Origin of the sequence: Microbispora sp. CL1-1 (genome assembly GCF_012034195.1) — a bacterium.
In the GTDB taxonomy this organism is placed as follows: Bacteria; Actinomycetota; Actinomycetes; order Streptosporangiales; family Streptosporangiaceae; genus Microbispora.
In genome coordinates this window covers 1-17,352 of record NZ_JAATEK010000023.1, presented here as the reverse complement: position 1 = coordinate 17,352, position 17,352 = coordinate 1, and the positions used below count along the sequence as shown (strand labels likewise).

General features: G+C 70.4%; 14 protein-coding genes. 10 read left to right on the top strand and 4 right to left on the bottom strand.

Features of this window, described 5'->3' with window-relative positions:
* Positions 1–155 precede the first annotated feature (155 nt).
* On the top strand, positions 156–1,373 hold the full coding sequence (locus HCK04_RS24550) for a flavin-dependent oxidoreductase (protein ID WP_142649753.1): 1,218 nt from the start codon (positions 156–158) through the stop codon (positions 1,371–1,373).
* A gap of 700 nt (positions 1,374–2,073) precedes the next feature.
* Here HCK04_RS24550 and HCK04_RS24545 read toward each other — a convergent pair.
* Positions 2,074–2,787, bottom strand: a complete 714-nt coding sequence (locus HCK04_RS24545; protein WP_221889966.1) for an NAD(P)H-dependent oxidoreductase — start codon at positions 2,785–2,787, stop codon at positions 2,074–2,076.
* A 225-nt stretch (positions 2,788–3,012) separates the two neighbouring features.
* Here HCK04_RS24545 and HCK04_RS24540 point away from each other — a divergent pair, with 225 nt between their 5' ends.
* Entirely contained in the window at positions 3,013–4,290 is a 1,278-nt protein-coding gene (locus tag HCK04_RS24540) for a hypothetical protein (RefSeq protein ID WP_142649751.1), read from the top strand.
* Between the two features lie 61 nt (positions 4,291–4,351).
* On the opposite strand, the gene HCK04_RS24535 is transcribed toward HCK04_RS24540, so the two are convergent.
* Complete coding sequence (locus HCK04_RS24535) at positions 4,352–6,307, bottom strand: Xaa-Pro dipeptidyl-peptidase (protein WP_142649750.1); 1,956 nt, start codon at positions 6,305–6,307, stop codon at positions 4,352–4,354.
* A gap of 215 nt (positions 6,308–6,522) precedes the next feature.
* Positions 6,523–7,770 carry a hypothetical protein gene (locus HCK04_RS41370; protein WP_185949027.1) on the bottom strand — a complete coding sequence of 416 codons (1,248 nt, stop codon included), beginning with the start codon at positions 7,768–7,770 and terminating at the stop codon, positions 6,523–6,525.
* A 309-nt stretch (positions 7,771–8,079) separates the two neighbouring features.
* On the opposite strand from HCK04_RS41370, the gene HCK04_RS24525 reads away from it, so the two are divergent.
* From HCK04_RS24525 to HCK04_RS24515, 3 genes are all read left to right on the top strand, one after another.
* A complete protein-coding gene (locus tag HCK04_RS24525; RefSeq protein WP_205830662.1) occupies positions 8,080–9,438 on the top strand; it encodes an MFS transporter in 1,359 nt (452 codons plus the stop codon).
* A gap of 105 nt (positions 9,439–9,543) precedes the next feature.
* Positions 9,544–10,299 carry a class I SAM-dependent methyltransferase gene (locus tag HCK04_RS24520; RefSeq protein ID WP_142649845.1) on the top strand — a complete coding sequence of 252 codons (756 nt, stop codon included), beginning with the start codon at positions 9,544–9,546 and terminating at the stop codon, positions 10,297–10,299.
* 199 nt (positions 10,300–10,498) lie between these two features.
* Entirely contained in the window at positions 10,499–11,257 is a 759-nt protein-coding gene (locus HCK04_RS24515) for a hypothetical protein (RefSeq protein WP_142649749.1), read from the top strand.
* Between the two features lie 385 nt (positions 11,258–11,642).
* On the opposite strand, the gene HCK04_RS24510 is transcribed toward HCK04_RS24515, so the two are convergent.
* Complete coding sequence (locus HCK04_RS24510; RefSeq protein ID WP_260617392.1) at positions 11,643–13,112, bottom strand: MFS transporter; 1,470 nt, start codon at positions 13,110–13,112, stop codon at positions 11,643–11,645.
* A 180-nt stretch (positions 13,113–13,292) separates the two neighbouring features.
* Here HCK04_RS24510 and HCK04_RS24505 point away from each other — a divergent pair, with 180 nt between their 5' ends.
* The 5 genes from HCK04_RS24505 to HCK04_RS24485 all read left to right on the top strand — a co-directional run bounded on the left by HCK04_RS24505 (position 13,293) and on the right by HCK04_RS24485 (position 16,980).
* Positions 13,293–13,952 (top strand): TetR/AcrR family transcriptional regulator, encoded by a 660-nt coding sequence (locus tag HCK04_RS24505; RefSeq protein ID WP_260617391.1) that lies wholly within the window; start codon positions 13,293–13,295, stop codon positions 13,950–13,952.
* A gap of 141 nt (positions 13,953–14,093) precedes the next feature.
* A complete protein-coding gene (locus HCK04_RS24500; protein WP_142649747.1) occupies positions 14,094–14,552 on the top strand; it encodes a GNAT family N-acetyltransferase in 459 nt (152 codons plus the stop codon).
* Positions 14,553–14,648: 96 nt separating this feature from the next.
* Positions 14,649–15,560 (top strand): DUF4232 domain-containing protein, encoded by a 912-nt coding sequence (locus HCK04_RS24495; RefSeq protein ID WP_142649746.1) that lies wholly within the window; start codon positions 14,649–14,651, stop codon positions 15,558–15,560.
* Between the two features lie 429 nt (positions 15,561–15,989).
* On the top strand, positions 15,990–16,223 hold the full coding sequence (locus HCK04_RS24490) for a hypothetical protein (RefSeq protein WP_142649745.1): 234 nt from the start codon (positions 15,990–15,992) through the stop codon (positions 16,221–16,223).
* 214 nt (positions 16,224–16,437) lie between these two features.
* Positions 16,438–16,980, top strand: a complete 543-nt coding sequence (locus tag HCK04_RS24485) for a hypothetical protein (protein WP_142649744.1) — start codon at positions 16,438–16,440, stop codon at positions 16,978–16,980.
* Positions 16,981–17,352 lie beyond the last annotated feature (372 nt).

The following is a 17,352-nucleotide window of genomic DNA, read 5'->3' as shown; positions in this document are numbered from 1 at the left end:
CCGCACTCCGTAAGCGGGCTTCTGTCCGGGGCCCGGCCCCTATCTCCCCACTACTGCGGCGCACCACTGAAGTGACCCCTCTGAAGTGACCCCTCTGAAGTGCCACCTCTGAAGTAACGCAGAGTAGCCATCTCCGGCTCAGGGAGCGCGACGCCATGACGACTGCCAACACCGCCGACATCGTGATCGCGGGTGCGGGGATCGGAGGGCTGGCCACCGCGCTCGCCCTGCACGCCGAAGGAATCGACGTGGTCGTGCTGGAGGCCGCGGCCGAGCTCCGGCCCCTCGGAGTGGGGATCAACATCCAGCCGGCCGCGATCGGCGCGCTGACCGAGCTCGGGCTCGGCGAGGCGCTGGCGGCCGCCGGCATCCGCACCCGCGAGCACCGATACCTCGACCACAGGGGCGCCATCCTGTGGACCGAGCCCCGGGGCGTCGCCGCAGGTCACCAACACCCCCAATACTCCATTCACCGCGGTGAGCTGCAGATGCTCCTGCTCGCGGCCGTTCAGGACCGGCTCGGCCCCCACGCGGTGCGCACCGGGCTTCGCGTCGACGGCTTCCGGCAGACCGCCTCCGGCGTCCGCGTCCTCGCGTACGACGAGGCGGGCGGGATGGTCGAGTTCGAGGCCGCCGCGCTGGTCGGCGCCGACGGGATGCACTCGGCGGTCAGGTCTCAGCTCCACCCCGGCCGTGGTGCGCTGTCTCCGGCGGGAGTCGACATGTGGCGGGGCCTGTCCGAGATGGACGAGTTCCTCGACGGGCGCACGATGATCCTGGTCAACGACGAGCGGGCCACCCGGCTGATCGCCTATCCGATCTCCAGGCGGCACGCGGAGCGCGGCAAGGCGCTGGTGAACTGGGTGTGCATGGTCGCCGCTCCGTCGAAGAGCCTGTCCGACGGCGCGGGATGGAACCGTCCCGGCCTGCTCGAAGAGGTGCTGCCGCACCTCGTCGAGTGGGACTTCGGCTGGCTGAACCCCGGCGTCATGGTCGCGCGCAGTCCCCGCATCCTGCGTTATCCGATGGCCGACCGCGACCCGCTCCCGCATTGGGGTGAGGGCAGGGTCACGCTGCTCGGTGACGCCGCCCACCTCATGTATCCGATCGGCGCCAACGGCGCCTCCCAGGCCATCCTCGACGGCATCACGCTCGCCGCCGAACTCGCGCGAGGTGAGGACGTGGCCGCCGCCCTGCAGCGGTACGAAGCCGCCAGGCGCCCCGCCACGACGGCCATCATTCTCGCCAACCGGAACATGGACGGCGCCGAGCGCGGCATCGCCGGGCGTACGAACCACGACAAGGCCGCCGAACTCGCGACCATCACTCACCGTTACCGGATGACCGTGGAGCAGCGGCAGTCCCACGCCTGAGCGCACGGGACCGCGCCGGCCACAGGTGGCCACAGCAGGCCGGGGCCGCCCTCGTTCCCCGGGTGGGTGCTCTGCCGGGTGCGACCGGCGTACCCCGCGCTGGAAGCGGATATCGCCGGGAAACGTGCCCGGTGAATTGTTGAAATCCCCGGATCGCCCGGTCTTGCGGCATTGCGAATTCGCGGACGTCGCCGGATCGATTTCGATATAGCGCACGACGGCACGGCATTCTGACAACGCATTTATAGAATGCCGATCTGGGGCGTCGATATTCGGTTTTGACCATGCCGGTGCGGCCCGGCGCGGCTTCAGCGGCGGACCTCGGCGGTGCGGAACAGTCTCCCCGTCCGTTCGTGTCTCTGCTTCTCGTCCTTAAGACGAATCGCGCCGCGGAAAGGTGACACGCGGCGGGCCGGCGGGTGGTGTCCGCCGAGGGGCGGACACCACCACTCGTCCGGGGCCGCTACGGGTGGCCGGGCCGCCCGGTGCCTACACCTCTTGTGTCCTGCGCCTCTGTGCACTGCGCCTCTGTGTCCTGTGCCCTGCGTCCTGTGCTGGGTGGTGAGGGCGCGAGCGCGTCGAGGTGCTCCGGCTCGAACTTGACGTCCAGGGCCAGGAATGCTCGCTGTTCACCCGGGACATCGAGAACGAGCTGCTGAGCGGAGTCGGCGCGCCGCCCCGGCTCGCCCGCGCCGGGACCTCACCGCATGCGCGTCGCCGTCCCGCTGCCCGCCGGCCGGCGGGCCAGCTCGGACACGGCGGTCCGCGCCGCGGCCAGCGAGTCCGCCGCCAGGGGCTTGAAGTGCGCGAGGGCGGGCACGTCCGAGGCCCGGGTCATCTCGGCATGGACGAAGTGCAGGTTCTCCGGCGCCACGCCCAGCTCGGTGAAGTAGGCCCTCAGATAGGGCGTCTGGAAGTCGAAGTCCTCCCGTGGCGTGCCCGGCGCGTAGCAGCCGCCGCGGGCGGTGACCACCACCACGGTCGTCTCCCGGAGCAGCCGGTCGCCCGTGCCGGGGTCGACGAACGCCCCGGGGAAGGTCACCCGGTCGATCCACGCCTTGAGGGACGCGGGCACGGAGAAGTTGTACATAGGGACGCCGATCAGCACCGTCTCCGCCGCGCGCATCTCTTCGATCAGCGGGAGGGTCAGCGTCCACTCGCGCTCCTCGGCGGGGCCGGCGGTCATCTCCGCCACCTTCTGCAGCGGAACCGCTCCGTGCCGCTCCACCCGGATGCCGAGGGAGACGAAGGCCGGGGAGACCAGCGGGACCGGGTCGGCGGCGAGGTCGCGGTATCGGTACCCGTCGCTCCCGTGAAGACACCGCCACGTGTCCGCGTAGAACGCCGTCAGCTCCCTGGTGATCGAATCGCCGCAGCCGCTGGCGCTGGCGTCCATGTGCAGCAGGGACGTCACGCGCCCACCCCCTGTCGCCGCGAGTGCATCGTGAGCTCCTCTCTGGATACTGTCCGTCACCATCTATGACGCTCCGTGTTCACCAGAGGTGACCGGACACCCACGCTCGGTCTTCCACGGAGTACGCGGCGGAGGACGTGGCACCGCGCCGGTGGGTAGGGTCCTGAGCCCGTGACATCGCATTCGGATCCGCGCGTACGTCCGTCGGGACCGGAATGGGTCGCGGTGCGGCGACGGCTGGACGGGCACCGGCACGAGCTGGCCGTCGCGGCGGATCGGCTCTATCCCGGGACGGCCAGGGCCGGATCGACCCGCCTGCTCACCCGGGACGGCTTGACTGCGACCCCATGGACCCTGGCCACGCCGCTCGACCTGCGCGAGGTGCGGCTCGGCTGGGTGGAGGACGCTCCCGCGCCCACCGTCACGGGCCGCGAACCGGAGGCGGCGGCCCTGCTGCCGGAGGGCGCCGACGCCTACCCGGACGCGCTGGGGGCGCTCGCCCGCCCCCGGCTCTTCGAGGACCGCGTCTGCTACCGGCTGCTGGACGTCGCCTGGCCCGGCCTGACCTTCACCCGCGCACGCTATTTCGACGGCGTGAGCGTGGGGGAGGCCGCAGCCCACGAGCTCGCCGCGTACGAGCTCGCCGGGCAGGGCTTCGGAGGCACGGGGTTGGGCGGGTATGAGCCCGCCGGTCAGGGGGTCGCCGGGCAGGAGTCCGGTGGGGAAGGGTCCGGCGGGCGCGAGTTCGCCGGGCATGAGCCTGCCGGTCAAAGGGTTGCCGGGCAGGAGTCCGACGGGCAGGAGTCCGGCGGGGAGAGGTTCGGCGGACAGGTGTCCGGTGGGCATGCGCTCACCGGGCACGGGGACGCCGGGGGCCGGCTGCCGTTCCGTGGGCTCGTGGGCGACCCCACCGACCTGCGCCGGCGGCCCGCGCTCTGCGCGATCTCCACCCTCACGCTGCGCCACGACCGCCGTACGGGGGAGGCGTCGTTCGTGCTGCACTGGCGTGACCCGGCCAGGGTGGCGCACGGCGGCGGGCTCTTCCAGGTCATGCCGGTCGGGGTGTTCCAGCCCGCGCACGAGTCCGTGGGAGCGGAGAAGGCCGACCTCGACCTGTGGAAGTGCATGGTCCGCGAGTACGCGGAGGAGTTCCTGGGCCGGGGAGAGGAGTACGGTGACGGCTTCGACTACGCGAGCTGGCCGCTCTACCGGCTGCTGACGGACGCACGCGAGGACGGGCGGGTGCGTTCCCACGTGCTGGGCGTGGGCGTCGATCCGCTGACGTTCGCGACCGACTTCCTCATGGTGACCGTGCTGGAGGCGGAGACGTTCGACGCGGCCTTCGGTGAGGTCGCCGCCGCCAACAGCGAGGGCCGGATCGTCGGCCGGGTTCCGTTCGACGCGGAGACCGTGCGCCGGCACGTCCCCGACGAGCCGATGCAGGCGGCGGGCGCGGCCGTGCTGGACCTCGCCTGGCGGCACCGCGAGGCGCTGCTGCGGTAACGCGAACGCCGTCCCCACCGGCCGGTCGGGCCGAGGGGGACGGCGTGTCGGGAGAGGACGGTCAGCTCGCCGAGGTGAGCGCGCCGGTGCCGCCCACGATGGGCAGCGTCACCGTGCTCTTCGTGGTGTCGAGGTGCAGCCGGGCGCCGGGAGCGGGCCGGATGGTGTACTCGTAGTCGCTCGACAGCAGCACGACCCCGACGCGGTGCCCCGCGGGGAAGACGTAGTCGTGCGGCTGCAGGTCGAAGTCGAGGCTGTAGGGCGAGCCCGGCTTGACCGGTTCGGTCCGCGAGATCGACTTGCGGTTCTGCGGGTCGATCCAGCCCCGGGTGATGATCTTCGCCTTGCCGTTCTCGTCGTAGTCCACGACCAGCGCCGTGACGTTCGCCGCCGGCTGGTCGAAGGACATCCGCAGCGAGACCCGCGGGGTGCCGCTGAGCCTGGCCGGTGCCGCCAGCGCCGCCGACTTGTACGCCAGGCGGTTCGGCGAGGTGACCGCGTCGGCGAGGGTCTGCGCCGGCTTCGTGGCGTCGTCGACGATCGTCTCGGTGACCGGCTTGCCCTTCCGGGTCTTGTCCGGGGTGAGGAGGCCGGCCGCGCCGCCGTCGCCGGGGGCCAGGTTGAGCTCGGTGTCCTTGGCGGCGGGGTCGGGCCACTCGGCGTACTGGACCAGGGTCTTGTCCTCGCGCTGGACCAGGGCGCGGGGGTCGTTCTCCACGCCGTTCTGCTGATCCCACAGATAGCGGGTGAACCAGCGGTTGAGCACGTCGACGCTGGGGGAGCCGCCGTGCCCGCCCTGGTGCAGGTAGATCTTGTGCGGCACCCCGCGCGCCTTGAGCGCCTCATACCACTGCGCGGCCTGCTTGGTCTTGACGTTCCAGTCGTTGAGGCCGTGGGCGACCAGCACCGCGGCGTGAACCTTGTTCACGTCGTTCATGTAGTTGCGCTCGTCCCAGAAGGCGTTGTAGTCGCCGGTCTCGCGGTCCTGCGCCTTCGCGAGCTGCTCGATGACGCTCCGGCAGATCTGCTGGTCCGCGCGCGTGTAGACGTACTCCGCGAGCACGTCGGTGTCCTCGCCCTGGTAGCCGCCGGCGGCCACGACGGCGCCGTTCGCCCGGTAGTAGTCGTACCAGCTGGAGATCGCCGAGATCGGCACGATGGCCTCCAGCCCCTTGACGCCGGTGCTCGCGACCGCGTTGGGCAGGGTGCCGTTGTACGAGGTGCCGATCATGCCGACCTTGCCGGTCGTCCACGTCGCCCTGACCTCCTGGCCGGAGGCGTCGTACGCCTTCGCGCGGCCGTTCAGCCAGTCGACGACGGACTTGGCGCCGATGGTCTCGTTGCGCCCGCCGGTCGTCGGGCAGCCGTCGGACTGGCCGCTGCCCAGCGACTCGGCGTGGACCACCGCGAAACCGCGGGGCAGCCAGTTTGACTCGTGGCTGGTGCTGATGACCGGCTGCGGGCCGGTCGCCGTGAGGGACGCGTCCGCGCCGCCGGCGCCGGAGTCGTCCGCCGCCGCCGCGGCCAGGCGCTCGTCGTTGGCCGGGTCGAGCCGCTTGCCGCCGCGGTCCTGCCAGCCCTTGCCCGGGCGGACCGCCTGGTGGAGCTCGTGGTCGACGTCGTGGTTGGTGATGTCGTTGCCGCCAGCGTAGTAGGGGCTGACCTCGTACACGATGGGCGACTTCAGACCGGCCGTCTCGGTCTCCCGCAGGCGGGTGACCTCGGCGTGCACCCGGTCGTTGCGCCCGTCGCCGTCGCTGTCGACCGGGGTCTCGACCCACACCTCCTCGCGGATCCAGTCGTTCCTGTTGGACGAGAACACCGGCTGGGCCATGCCGTCCTGGATCACCGGTCCGACGGGGGCGGCCGCGCCCGCCGGGGCCGCGTTCACGGCGAGCCCCGTGACGGTGGTGGCGACGGCCAGGCCCAGCGCCGCGGCGCTGCGGCGTGCGGCACCCGTACGGCGTGACGCGGCCGGCGGGAGGGGACCAGGCGTCACCCGGGGCGATGAGGACATCGGCAAACCTTCCATGAACGATCAGGGAGACTCGGGCCGGGAGATTCGGCCCGCAGTGGGCGATGCTAGGGACGTAAATGTGGAATGTCTTCGTACGACCGCTCTGTCTTGATCGCGACAATTTTCGACACATGTCGAAATCGGTGTCCGCCGATGAGAAGCTCACAAATCCGGACGGCGAACGGTGAGCGCGACCTGCCTGCGCCGGAGTGGCGTCAGTAGCCGTAGCGGCTCTTCAGGTGCCGCCAGACGTCGCGCAGCATCCACGCGTCGAACTCGGTGATCGACGTGGCCGAGCCCGCCTTCATGAGGAAGCAGCACTGCCCGGCCGGGGTCCAGTCGTAGAAGTCGTCCAGGCCGAAGCTGTGCCCGATCTCGTGGAGGAGGATGTGGATGTCGTCGCTGCCGAGGTTGTCCACCAGATACTCGCTGCCGACGCGCTGTCCCCAGGCGCCTCCCATGCCGCCGCTCATGCCCTCGGTGAGCCACAGCGACATGTCGTAGTGGTGGGAGGGGCCGCCCGGGCAGTTCGGGTAGGCGCCCGACTGGTCGAACAGGCGTCCGCACGGCTCGGCGCACTGCGGCGCGTTCTCGCTCAGGTCGCCGACGTACACGTCCACCGAGTCGTCGCTCCACTGCAGCAGTGAGCGGTCGCGTACGGCCCAGCCGACCACCTTCACCGGCACGTCCGCGTACGGCCAGCCGTTGTGCCCCGCCATCACGTCCGTCCACTTCTTGAACGACCTGGCAAGCGCGGCCTCGATCTTGTCGCGCAGTTCGGCGGTGACCGGGGCCCCGGAGTCCCAGCGGACGCAGTAGTTGACGCTGCCGCCGTTGGCGATGATCTGGTCCCAGGCGTAGTTGCGATAGCCGTACAGGTCGGGGTTGGCGGACTCGGCGTGCCGCCGGACCTCGTCGAGCGGCGCGACCAGGTCGGCGGGCGGGCTCCAGGTGCTCTGCTGCCCGGTGATGTCGGCGAGCGCCTTGATCTCCAGCAGTCCGACCGACGCCTGACCGCTCTGCAGGACGACGCGCAGCCGGGTGGTGGTGACGGCGGGGAACGTGACGGTGTTGTAGGTGTCGGCCGCGATGGGGTAGGTGGCGGGAATGTCGACGTACGCCGATCCGTTCCAGCTCTCGAGCTTCCAGGAGGCCGGCAGCCGGACGCCGCCTCCGTCGTCGAAGAAGTAGACCTGCACTGAGGAGATCGTCTGGGCGGACGGCCAGGTCAGCAGGGCCCACTGTTCACCGGCCTCGGGCCAGGTGCCCCAGCGGCGGTTCTGCCTGTCGTCGGAGCGGGCCGGCTCGATGCCGTCGTTGACGGCGGCCACGCTCTCCCAGGGCGAGGTGTAGGAGGCCGAGGCGGTGGCAGACGGGGCGACGTCCACGACGGCGGCGTCGGCGTGCGCGGGCGCCAGCAGGAAGCCTGCGACCAGCGCGAAAACGGCGAGCAGTCGCCTCATGCCTGTCTCCTTCGCGGCTGCGCGCTCACCGGCCGCTGTCGGGGGAAGTGCTGTGGAGCGGGAGTGATCCGAGTTTTTTCCGCCACAAAAGGGGTGTCAAGTCCCTATCCGGAACGATGTGACGGAGGGGGTCGCGAGCCGGCAGGGCTCCCGCTAAAGATGACCCGGTGAATTCGGGATAAATCGCTGATTTTAGGATGATCTGGTTGTTTGAGGATGACGAGGTGGTTTTCGGGATGACGGCGCGTGGATGACAGGGGGGCCGGGGGGCCGCCCGCTCCGCATGACGGGGTGGTCCGGGGTGAGTCCGTGGTCTGCGATGAGCCGGCGGGTCGCGACGGCCCGGTGGCCGGGGACGGGGCGCGGCCGAAGGACGACGCGGCACTGCGGAGCCCGGTGAAGCAGCGACGGGACCACGCCCGGTCCGCCACGTGGACACGTCGCCTGGCGGTCACCGCGCTGGTGCTGGCCGCGCTCAACCTCCGCCCTGTGGTCACCAGCCTCGGGCCCGTGCTGGAAGAGGCCCGTGCCGCCCTCGGGATGAGCGGCACCATCGCCGGGCTGCTGACGTCGGTGCCGGCGGTGTGCTTCGCGCTGGTCGGCTCGGCCGCGCCGCGCCTGGCCCGCCGCTTCGGACCGGACGGTGTCGTCTTCGCCGGGATGGCGGCGGTCGCGCTCGGGCTCGCCGTGCGGCCGTTCGTCGGCACCACCCCGGTCTTCCTCACGCTGAGCGGTCTCGCGCTGGCCGGGATCGCGGTCGCCAACGTGCTGCTGCCGGTCGTGGTCAAGCAACGCTTTCCCGACAAGGTCGGCATGATGACCGGCCTCTACTCCATGGCCCTCAATCTCGGCGCCTCGACCGCCGCCGCCGTCACCGTCCCGCTCGCCGGTGCGTTCGGTGGTGACTGGCGTGCCGGGCTCGGCGCCTGGGCCGTCCTCGCCGCCGTCGCCGTGCCGCCCTGGGCCGCCCTCGCCCGGGACGGCAGGAGGCAGGCCGGGCACCAGGCCGGGCACCAGGCAGGGCAGCGGACCGGGCGAGAAGCCACGCCGGGGGCCGAGCGGGCGGCGCGCGGGGACGCCCCCGCGGAGGCCGGAACGGCCGTACGGGTGGCACGCAGCCCCGTGGCCTGGGCGCTCGCGCTCTTCTTCGGCCTGCAGTCCAGCTCGGCGTACGTGATCATCGGCTGGCTGCCTCAGATCTTCCGCGACGCCGGGCTGTCCGCCGAGACCGCCGGTCTGCTGTTCGCCGTCACCTCGGTGCTCGGGGTGCCGCTGTCCTTCCTGCTGGCCGCCGTCGCCGGCCGGTTGCGGAACCAGAGCGGCATCGCGGTCCTGCTCGGTGCGTTCGGGCTCGCCGGGTACGCCGGGGTGTGGGCGGCCCCCGCCGCCGCGCCCTGGCTGTGGGCGGTGCTCCTCGGCGTGGCCAACTGCGCCTTCCCGCTGGTGCTCACCATGATCGCCATGCGGGGCAGGGACGGCGCGACCGTGATCCGGCTGTCCGCCTTCGCGCAGAGCGTCGGCTATCTGCTGTCGGTCCCCGGGCCCATCCTCGTCGGAGCGCTCTACCAGCACACCGGCGGCTGGCACGGGCCGCTTGCCCTCGTGGTCTGCCTCATGGCGGCGCAGACCGCGGCCGGATACTTCGCGGGCCGCGACCGGCAGGTCTGACCTCTCGTCGCTCCTCCGGCCATCGCGGGAGACGTGCGGCAGCAGGCCTTCGTCGCGCGGAAAATCGTTGGACGGCGGCGTACGCCCATGGCGATCGTGGGGAGCATGCGTCAGGAGGAGATCTGGAACACCGAAACCGCCCAGAACTACGACACGCCGGGCGCCGGGATGTTCGCGCCCGAGGTCCTCGGACCGACCGTCGATCGCCTCGCCGAACTCGCGGGTGACGGGCGGGCGCTCGAATTCGCCATCGGAACCGGCCGTGTGGCCGTGCCGCTCGCCGAGCGTGGCGTACCCGTCACCGGCATCGAGCTGTCACGTCCGATGGTCGAGCAGCTCCGTACGAAGGTGGACGAAGCAACGATCCCGGTCGTCATCGGCGACATGGCGAGCGCCACCGCCCCGGGGGAGTACGCGCTCGTCTACCTCGTCTACAACACGATCTCGAACCTGCTGACCCAGGCCGAGCAGGTCGCGTGCTTCCGCAACGCCGCGCGCCACCTGACCCCCGGAGGCCGCTTCGTGATCGAGCTCTGGGTGCCGGAGCTGCGAAAGCTGCCACCGGGCCAGGAGGCCGTGGTCTGGCATCAGGAGCCCGGCTACATCGGCCTGGACACCTACGACCTTTTGCGGCAGCACGTCGTGTCGCACCATTTAAGGTTCGACGAGAGCGGACAGGCCCGGCTGTTTCGCAGCCCCCACCGCTACATCTGGCCGGCCGAGCTCGATCTCATGGGCCGGCTCGCCGGGTTCGAGCTGGAAAGCAGGCACGCGGACTGGATCGGCACCGAGTTCACCGCGGAATCGCGTTCGCACGTTTCCGTCTATCGCATGCCGCCCGGTCGGACCTCGTCCCGATAACGGAATCGCGTATTTGCGGCGGGGCCCCTGGGAATTCACTTCTCCTCGGCGGCGGACGAAATGCGGACGAGCGGGCCGTGCCGCCCCCGGCAGGGGAGAGCCCCACGAGGCGGCTGCCTCATGGGGCGAGGGTCCGGCAGGTTCGATGTGCGGTTATCCGGTCCTTGCTGCTGTTGCTGCCTCACTCTCCCCGCAGCTGATGCCGCTACCGCGGTCCGAATTCCTCGAATCGGCTGCGCTCGAGGCCGCGGTCTTCCATGCGTCCGCGTTCCTCGAACCGGCTGCGCTCGCGTCCGCGCTCTTCGAACCGGCCGCGGTCTTCCATGCGCCCGCGCTCTTCGAAGCGTCCTCGATCGAGGCCGCGGTCTTCGAACCGGCCGCGTTCCTCGAATCGGCCGCGCGGTTCCATGCGCCCGCGCTCTTCGAATCGGCCGCGCGGTTCCATGCGCCCGCGTTCCTCGAAGCGTCCGCGTTCCTCGAACCGCCCGCGCGGTTCCATGCGCCCGCGCTCCTCGAACCGCCCGCGTTCACGTCCGCGGTCTTCGAACCGTCCGCGTTCCTCGAACCGCCCGCGCGGTTCCATGCGTCCGCGCGTGCGCTCTTCGAACCGCCCGCGCTCGCGTCCGCGCTCTATGCGTCCGCGCTGCTCTATGCGTCCGCGCTCGCGGATGCGTACGCGACCGCGGTCGCCGTACGTCCGGTAGCGCTCACGGCCACGGCACCTGCCTCCGGGGCAGGGCTGTGTCGGGCTCTGCATGATCTGTGCGGTGCTGCCGGCCGCGTAGACCGGCTGCGTCTGCATCGTCACCGGGACGATGAGGGCCGACGCTGTGATCGCGCCAGCAGCGAGTGCTTCCTTGAGCATGAGTATCACTCCGTCGACTCCGTGACCGTCACCCGGGAAACCCGGATGCGCGGAGCGCGAATCGATCCATCGAACCTTGGATCCAGACCCTGATTCTCACGCTAGAGGTAACAAAAGGCCCCGTCACCCAGAAGTGCGCAAAACAACAGCTTTCCGCTGGAGAAAACAAACGGCATCGGAGATGTTGTCGGCCCGTTTCCCCGCGCCGATGATTCCTTTGCCCGGCCGGCTGGAATCCTGCCGTTTCATTGAGGCGCATTGGTTGCGATCGCCCATGATCGACCGGATCCCTGTCTCTGCCCCCTTACCGATTATTACGGTTGATCGCTGACCGAAACCGCGCGGGTTCTCGAGGTTGCCGTGACCACTGCCGAGGAAGCGGAGCTCGGGCGGCTCCATGCGCCGCCCGGCCCGGCCGGCGGCCGGAACCGTGTCCGGGCCGGGCAGGCGGCACCGCGAGCCCGCGCGGCGCGGCCGGTCATTCCGGTTCTGGGACCACGTCACGCCCGCCGCCCCTGGCAGGCGCCGCCGTACGCGTACGCGGCAGGACGGCGACGGCGATGAGGACGGCGCAGGCCAGGAGCGCGGCGCTGAGCGTCATGCCGAGCGCGTATCCCTCGGTGAGGCCCTCGATCGTGGTGCTCGCACCGGTGCGCGCGTGGGCGGCCGTACCGAGAGCGGCCAGCCCGAACGACGCGCCGATCTGGCGTGAGCTGGACAGGAGACCGGAGGCCATGCCCGTCTCGCTCGGCGCCACGCCCACGGTGGCGGCGGAGACGACCGGTCCGAGGCAGAGCCCGAATCCGATGCTGGTGACCAGCGACGGGCCGAGGACGTCGGCGAGGTAGGAGCCGTCGGCGCTGATGAAGCCGAACCAGGCGAACCCGGCCGCGGTCACCAGCCCACCGATGATCAGCATGGTGCGGAGCGGCAGGCGGTAGCCGAGTTTGATGGCGGTCGTCGCGCCGGCGATGACGCCGATCGCGAAGGGCAGCAACTGGATCCCGGCCACGGTCGGGCCGGCTCCGAGCACCTGCTGGAGATAGAGGGACGCGAAGTAGAAGGACGACGCCATGGCGGCGCCGAGCAGGAGGTTGTAGGAGTTGGCGCCGGCGACCGAGCGGTCGGCCAGCAGTCCGAGCCGGATCAGCGGGTCGCGGGTGGTGGTCCGCTCGACGCGGACGAACGCGGCCAGCAGGGCGATCGCGGCCACCAGGGTCGTCAGGGTGACGGGCGAGGTCCATCCGTACTGGTCGGTGCGGACGACGCCGAACACGAGCAGGATCATGCCCGCCGTCGCAAGGACGGCGCCCAGCACGTCGGGACGGCGATCGGGAGCCGTGGGCGGAGCACCGGTGACACCCCGCCAGGCCAGGGCCAGCGCGACGGCGGCCATCGGGACGCTGACGAACATCACCCAGCGCCAGCCCGCGTACTGGGTGAGCACACCGCCGATCAGGACGCCGAGGGCGCCGCCGGCGGCGTTCACCGCGCTCCATATGCCGTAGGCGCGGACGCGGGCCTTGCCGGTGGGGAAGGTGACGGTCAGCACCGCCAGCGCGGCCGGAGACAGCGCGGCGGCCCCGATGCCCTGCAGGGCGCGGCCGGCCACCAGTTGGCCGGGCTCCTGCGCGAAGCCGCCGGCGAGGGAGGCGAGGCCGAAGACGGCGAGCCCGACCATCAGGACCCGCTTGTGGCCGTAGCGGTCGGCGATCTTCCCGCCCAGCAGGAGCAGGCCGCCGAAGGTGAGGGCGTAGGCGTGGATCACCCAGGTCAGCCCCACCGGGCTGAAGCCGAGGCCAGCGGCGATCCGCGGAAGCCCGAGGTTCACGACCGACAGGTCCACCGACACCATGAACTGCACGACGGCCACCGCGGCGAGGGTGAGCCCCTGCCGGGCGGCCGTACGAGCGAGCGGTCGTCCGCTTGCTGATCGCGTGTCTGTCACCGTTCCTCAGTCCTCCGGCAGGTTTCGAGGGGATAGTTTTCGTACACGTACTGAAAGTACATCGGAACCGGCTCGGGTGTCGACGGCGGGAGCCTCGGTTGGCGTGAGGGAGCGGCCGGACGGAATGATGGGACGGTGTCCCGACGCAATGCCCCGCATGGCCGAACCGGCCGTCCACCGGTGACCTCACGAGCGCAGATCCTGGACGCGGCCCGGCGGCTCATCGATAGGGACGGCTGGGAGAAGCTGAGCATCCGCCGGCTGGCCGCCGAGCTGGGCATCGGGACGATGACGCTCTATCACCACGTGCGGGACAAAGAAGACCTGCTGCTCCTGCTGATCACCGAATACGCCGACCAGGTCCCGCGCCCCGACCTGCCCGGCGACCCGCGCGACCGCATCATCGCGACCGCCACCCTGATCCACGACGCCCTCGCGGCCTGGCCATGGGCCGCGGAGGTCCTCACGGCCGACGGGTTCGTCGGCCGGCTCGGCGAATCGGTGTGGATGGTCGAGGCCGTCGTGGCCGGAGCCATCGACCACGGATGCACGCCCGAACAGGCCGTGCACCTCTTCCGCCACATCTGGTACTACACGGTCGGCGAGATCCTCGTCCGCGCCCACTCCGCCCGCCAGCCGGCGGACGCCGGCCGCGGCCCCCTCTTCAGCGGTCTCGACGCGTCGCGGATGCCGCACCTGGTCGCCATCGGCGACCTGTGGCGGACGCTGTCCGCGCAGGACACCTACGCCCAGGGGCTACGGGCCCTCGTCGACGGGCTGCTCGCCCAGGCCGTGCCGGACACGACGAGCCAGGCGGCGTCCGCGCGGCAGGGTGAATAACCCCCCTGCTCCCGTCCGGACGCCCGTCAGCGGCGCGGGCAGGCGTGGACGGCCGGGGCGGCCCGCGCCTATCCCGCCCGACGATGCCTCGTCGGCGGCACCCTCAGGCCGGCAGAGCCTCGCTCGATACCATCCTGGTTCGTGGTGGACTGGAGGCTCCGGCCGGCGTCGGCGGCGGACGTGGAGGCGGTCGCCGAGCTGCGGGCCGTGGTGCTTCGTCCTGATCTTGAGCGGCTCGGCCGCTACGACGATCAGCGCGTACGGCAGCGGCTGCGCGACGGATACACGCCGGCGCACACCTGGACGATCGAGGCGAACGGTGCCGTGGCCGGGTGTGTGGCACTGCGACCGGCCGACGGCGCCTACTGGCTGGAGCACTTCTACCTGGCCCCGGCCCTGCAGGGCAGGGGGATCGGGTCCGCCGTGCTGGGCGGCCTGCTGGAGCGGTGTGACCGGGAAGACGCCCTGATCCGGCTGAACGTGCTGCGGGGGAGTGCGGCCCGGCGGCTGTACGAGCGGCACGGGTTCACGGTCGAGGCCGAGGACGAGGTGGACGTGTTCATGGTGCGCGAGCCGGCCCCGGCTGCGCCCGTTCATTGAGGGGCGTCCGGTCGCCGCGCGCATTCCGGCGTCGAATGAGTGCCGCGCCTCGGCAGGCCGTCGCTATAGCCTGGGGTCCCTATGCGTCACGCTCGGATGCGTACCATCCCCCTCGGCCTTGCCGCCGTACTCGCCGGAGTCCTGTTCCTCCCGGCCTGCGGATTGCAGTGGGCCGCTGCGTGGCGCGACGGCCTCGGCTCCGAAGGCTCGCCCCATGACCCCTCATGCGGGGCCCCGTCCACCGATACGCCGATCACCTCCGGGGATTTGGAGAGGGACGGCGTCGCGATAACCGGCCTGAGCGTACGGTCCCGCAACTGCCGGTTCTCCGCCGGGTTCCAGGTCACCAACCACGAGGCCGAACCCTTCACGTACACCGTCACCTTCGCATTCGTGTCCCGCTCCGGAGCGGTGCTGTCGAACGCGGAGCAGACGGTGCCGGCGGTCGAGCCCGGTCAGACCGTGCAGGGCATGGTCACTATGGGCGGGCTTCCTCCGCAGGAATACACCGTGGGGGGCGTGCACGTCGCCAAGGTCAGAAGCGTCCCGGCGGACGAGGCGCCCGATCCGGCAGGTCTCTGCCCGCCCTCGGGCGTCCGCGTCACACTGGGCAATGGTGACGCCGCCATGGGGCTCCGCGTCGTGGGTCTCCATCTGGAGAACTGCTCGACCCGCGCCTACCACCTCGACGGCTACCCGCAGCTCCAACTCCTCGACGAGGACAGAAAGCCGGTCACCGGCATCGAGGTCCTGCACGGTGGCGGCGGCATCTCCACCGTGACCGGCTTCGACGATCCGCCCCGGCCGGTGACCCTGAAGCCGGGCCAGAGCGCGTCCGCCGGCCTCATGTGGCGCAACACCGTCACCGACGGCACTTCAGTGCACCTGCCGTACGTCAGGGTGAACGCCAAGGCCGGTGCTCCTCCCCTGATGCTGACGCCGGAGCTCGATCTCGGCACCACCGGGAAGCTCGGCGTCAGCCCCTGGAAGAAGGACAAGCTCCCATAGTTCCTGTCTTCGGCCCGCGGCCCTGGGGAGCCGAGGACGACGGGCGGGGTATCGGGGCCCGCCGTCACCCAGCCGGAACCGCCGCCCAGCGGGACCGCCGTCGTCTCGGCGATGCCAGGGAGCGCCGAGGACGCGCCGAGCAGCGGGCTGTACAACTCGGTCGAGATCCGGTCGCCGACGTCGGGTGGAGGCGGCGAACGAGCGTGCTTCCGCCCCCATGGGAGCGCGCCCCGAAATCGGCAACGGCGCACGCCTGTCTCCCGGCGCCCGGTCCGCTCAGCGGACCGGATCCGCCCACGGTTTCCGGCCTTTCGCCATACTCGGGGTTCCACCGCGCTACCTCCGGTATCGGCATGGTCGTGTGATCCCGTATGTAGCACCGGCGCGAACTTTGGCGATATCTCACCAGGGCGCAAATCGGCAGAGGAGATGGAGGTCATTATCAACCTGTCATGGATTGAATTGCTGATCTTGCTACTGGCGGTGGTCTTGATATTTTTCCTGATTCTCAGACGTCGCAGAGGTGTAGGAGGTGAGACTCGGCATCCCTCCGGCGAGCGCCAGGCAAATAGTCGTGGGCGCAGCACATTGACCACCGTTGCTGAAATTGCTGGAATCATCAGTGCGATTGCCGCGATTGTGGCGCTACTCGTGTCGCGCTGACTCGACGAGCCCCCTGGTGAGCGGCCGACGCGCGGGCTGATGCCGGCCGCGATGTCACCTGCATGTACGTCGGTGGTCTGCGCCGGGGGCCCTGCCGACCCCGGAGAAGACCCGTCCATGGACGCTGACGCGGTGCGGCGAGCATTCCTCGTATGTTTCGCGACCATTGTCGTGACTCGTGAATTCTGTGTAGGGGAGTGGAAGGCTGGGTGCCATGAGCGATGTCGACGTGGAGCGCATCGCCGAGCTGTTGAACGAGCGGAACCATATCGACGAGAAGATCGCAGCGCTCATCCAGCGTCCTATGACCTCGGGCCACCTGGGCGAGTGGATCGCGGCGCAGGTCTTCGGAATCGAGCTGGAGACCTCGGCCGTAGCCGCTGCGATCGACGGTCGGTTCACGTCTGGTCCATTGCGCGGCCGGACTGTCAATGTGAAGTGGTACCTCAAGCGTGAGGGCCTGCTGGACGTTACCGAGCGGACGGAGCTGGACTACTACCTCGTCTTCACGGGGCCCGCGTCGCCGGCGGCATCGTCGAGGGGCGGCGTTCGCCCCTGGTGTATCGAGTCGGTGTACTTGTTCGACGCCAAGCAATTGCTGGTGGAGCTCCGCGCGCGCGGAGTCAAGATTGGGGTCGCCTCCAGTGTTCGCGCCGCGCAGTGGAAGACGGCCGAGATCTACCCCCGTGCGAGCAATCCGATCCTGGCTGTGGCCCCAAGGCAAGCGGAGCTGCTGCGACTCTTCGCACTTCGATGAGACTGCCCGGCACTTGCGATTCCTGCCTTGTGAGGTTGCACCATCGAAGGGGTGCGGCTCCGGCAGAAATGTCACGCTGGAGACATGGGCAGGGCACCGAATCACGCGAGCATCCGCCCGTACGCGGTTCTCCGTGCGCGGGAGGAGCTGTCCGGGCCTGCGGGTGGGGTCGTAGTACGGGCGCCGGCGCGGGGGACACCCGTCGTATGGCCCGATCTACGACCATGAGCTGGTGGGCGAACCACTGGTGAGGCCTTCCCGCGTCGAGCTTCTGGAAGTTCATCAACTCCGCCTCGTCGAGGCCGCTGCACCATGGGTCTCACCCGAAGACCATGCGGCCATGAACCGCATATGGGACCAGGCGGTTCAGGC

Bases quoted from the DNA above. Each gene is read 5' to 3' on its own strand.
- HCK04_RS24485 (WP_142649744.1), top strand. From the start codon at position 16,438: ATGAGCGATGTCGACGTGGAGCGCATCGCCGAGCTGTTGAACGAGCGG.
- HCK04_RS41370 (WP_185949027.1), bottom strand. From the start codon at position 7,770: ATGAGGCGACTGCTCGCCGTTTTCGCGCTGGTCGCAGGCTTCCTGCTG.
- HCK04_RS24535 (WP_142649750.1), bottom strand. From the start codon at position 6,307: ATGTCCTCATCGCCCCGGGTGACGCCTGGTCCCCTCCCGCCGGCCGCG.
- HCK04_RS24520 (WP_142649845.1), top strand. From the start codon at position 9,544: ATGCGTCAGGAGGAGATCTGGAACACCGAAACCGCCCAGAACTACGAC.
- HCK04_RS24515 (WP_142649749.1), top strand. From the start codon at position 10,499: ATGCCGCTACCGCGGTCCGAATTCCTCGAATCGGCTGCGCTCGAGGCC.
- HCK04_RS24490 (WP_142649745.1), top strand. From the start codon at position 15,990: ATGGAGGTCATTATCAACCTGTCATGGATTGAATTGCTGATCTTGCTA.
- HCK04_RS24550 (WP_142649753.1), top strand. From the start codon at position 156: ATGACGACTGCCAACACCGCCGACATCGTGATCGCGGGTGCGGGGATC.
- HCK04_RS24495 (WP_142649746.1), top strand. From the start codon at position 14,649: ATGCGTACCATCCCCCTCGGCCTTGCCGCCGTACTCGCCGGAGTCCTG.